This window comes from Bartonella sp. MM73XJBT (assembly GCF_028618465.1).
In the GTDB taxonomy this organism is placed as follows: domain Bacteria; phylum Pseudomonadota; class Alphaproteobacteria; order Rhizobiales; family Rhizobiaceae; genus Bartonella.
The window spans coordinates 1-2,349 of the sequence record NZ_JAQISY010000086.1; the positions used below are offsets into that span (position 1 = coordinate 1).

Genomic DNA, 2,349 nt, shown 5'->3' on the forward strand with positions numbered 1-2,349 from the left:
TATAAAAATTGGGATACGGTCATGAATTTCTTACGCAATTTGTGGAATTCTTTGGCTAATTTATGCAGTAATGTTTTTAATAAACTCTTTACTCTCTTTAAAAAATTTTCACCACTCTCTTGGATTGCCAAAAAAATCAATGCATTGATTGAGTGGTTGTTTGGAGTCAATCTCATGGATGCAGGTGCCCATCTGATTGGAGGATTATGGGATGGCATTAAAAGCAAATGGAATGCTCTCTCCGATTGGTTTAACGGCATGATTAACACATTAACCAGTTGGATGCCAAACTGGATGAGAGAAAAGTTAGGATTTAGTGCTACAATCGATAAAAATTCAACCCAAACCATTAAAACCTTTACCGATGAAACCAATGCACGAGCAAAAAGAATGCTTGAGACAGCAACTGTTTCCAATGCTCCATCAGGAAAAGGCAAGAGTGGTTTTAATACAGGCATAGTTGAAACAGGACAAATGCAGGCGACAAATGTAAAGGTTGAATCTTTCAAGGTTCCAGAACCCATTATGGTGCATAAACCAACAGAAGTGAACGCCCCCATAACCATTACAAATTTAAATATTTCAGGAGGAAATGGCTCTCCACAAGACATCCATGCCGCAGTCAGTCAAGCCCTTGAACGCCACGCTAAACAACAGCGCTTGGCTATCGCCTCTAGCCTTTCGGATTAAACATCATGATGTTAGCTTTAGGGCATTTTATTTTTTCCATTGAAACAGCAGCCTATCAAGCCCTCGATATGACCTATAACATTCCATGGGTCGAGCAAGGGCGATTGAGGCGCAAGGCTGCTCTTCAATTACCAGCTGTTGCAAATGCAGAATTTTCCCTAACAGGTGTGATCTATCCAGACTTTAAAGGCGGTTATAGACAACTGGAATATTTACGACAAATGGCACATGAGGGACCTCATATCCTTGTGACGGGTCAAGGCAAGATTTTAGGCAAGTTTGTCATCCTTTCTGTCAAAGAAAAGCAAAGTGTTTTTCATCAAAATGGCAGCCCAAAAAAACAAGAATTTACCATCAATTTGAGAGAATATGGTGAAGAACTATGAGTGATCTTTACATGACAAAAGAAGGCGATATGGTTGATGCCATTTGCTGGAAATACTACGCCAAGGGGCAACAAGCCCTTGCTGTTGAACGCGTTTATGCAGCTAATTTTGGTCTTGCAGACTATGGCCCTATCTTAAAAGCAGGCATTACAATTCTTCTTCCAACCCTCCCCTATCCCAAAGCCACACCGGTCATTAGAATTTGGGGCAGTCAATCATGAAACCTTTTTGCATCGTGATGGCAAATGGAGAGGATATTACAAGAACTCTCATGGACTATGTCTTATCGATTGAAATTACCGATGAAGCAGAAGACAAAAGCGACCGTATCACCATAGAGCTTGATGATCGCGCCCGTGAGTGTGATAACGGCTTTCTTGACATTCCTCTCATCGGAACAGTTATTTCCATAACACTTGGCTATGAAGGCGGTAAAAACCGCGATATGGGCGCCTATCTGATAGACGAAATCTCCGTAAGCAGTCCACCACAAACCTTAAGTGTTACAGGGCGCGCTGCCTCCATGAATACATCTTATCGAACACCAAAAAGCCAATCCTATCATCAACAAACCCTCGGGAGTATCATTCAAGAGATAGCACAGCGCAATGGCTATACAGCAAAAGTTGACCCTGCTCTTGCAAAAATTGTTGTGCGTCACATTGATCAAACGGTAGAAAGCGATATGGCTTTTGCCACGCGCCTTGCAGAAGAATATGACGCCGTTGCAAAACCCGTTGATGGAAAATTGGTACTTGCCAAACGGGGTGAAGGCAAAGCCATTACCGGTGAAACACTCCCTATTGTTGTTATCCATGAAAAACACTGTACCTCTTGGGATTTTAAATATAGTGCACGAGATGAAGCAGGTAGCGCCAATGGCTTAGCAACAGATGCAGGAGATGACCAAAAAGCCGCCGCCGATGCAAGAGAACCAGAAGAAATCGAGGAGAGTGAAGATGTAATCCATATGGATGACAGTGACAGAGCATCATCATCTGAATCGGAAAAAGCAGAAACAACACCTGAGAAAGAAGAGGAAGACAAAGAGAAGAAAGGCGGTGTTCTCGCAACCTATCATGATATCCGCACTGGTGAAAAAAAAGAAGTCAAAGTTGGTAATCCGCCGTTTCATGAACTCAAATATACCTACCATAACCAATCAGAAGCGGTTGCGGCCATTGCTGCTTATTGCAACAAATCATCACGTGGGAAATCTTCTTTCTCATGTGATATCGGTGGTGATCCCTTTGTGCAAGCAGAAGCAAAGCTT

General features: G+C 42.5%; 3 protein-coding genes and 1 pseudogene. All 4 read left to right on the forward strand.

What is annotated here, in order from left to right; all coding sequences use genetic code 11:
* Positions 1 to 690: pseudogene (locus PVV69_RS09665) on the forward strand (phage tail protein); the annotation flags it as partial.
* A 5-nt stretch (positions 691 to 695) separates the two neighbouring features.
* Positions 696 to 1,076, forward strand: coding sequence for a phage tail protein (locus PVV69_RS09670; protein WP_273757331.1), 381 nt, complete (start codon positions 696 to 698; stop codon positions 1,074 to 1,076).
* Entirely contained in the window at positions 1,073 to 1,297 is a 225-nt protein-coding gene (locus tag PVV69_RS09675; protein ID WP_273721185.1) for a tail protein X, read from the forward strand. Before PVV69_RS09670 ends, PVV69_RS09675 begins: the two co-directional genes overlap by 4 nt.
* On the forward strand, positions 1,294 to 2,349 hold a 1,056-nt coding region (locus PVV69_RS09680), incomplete at its 3' end, for a phage late control D family protein (RefSeq protein ID WP_273757332.1). The genes PVV69_RS09675 and PVV69_RS09680, both read left to right, overlap by 4 nt.

Coding starts and splice junctions, on each gene's coding strand:
- PVV69_RS09670 (WP_273757331.1), top strand. CDS start 696: ATGATGTTAGCTTTAGGGCATTTTATTTTTTCCATTGAAACAGCAGCC.
- PVV69_RS09675 (WP_273721185.1), top strand. CDS start 1,073: ATGAGTGATCTTTACATGACAAAAGAAGGCGATATGGTTGATGCCATT.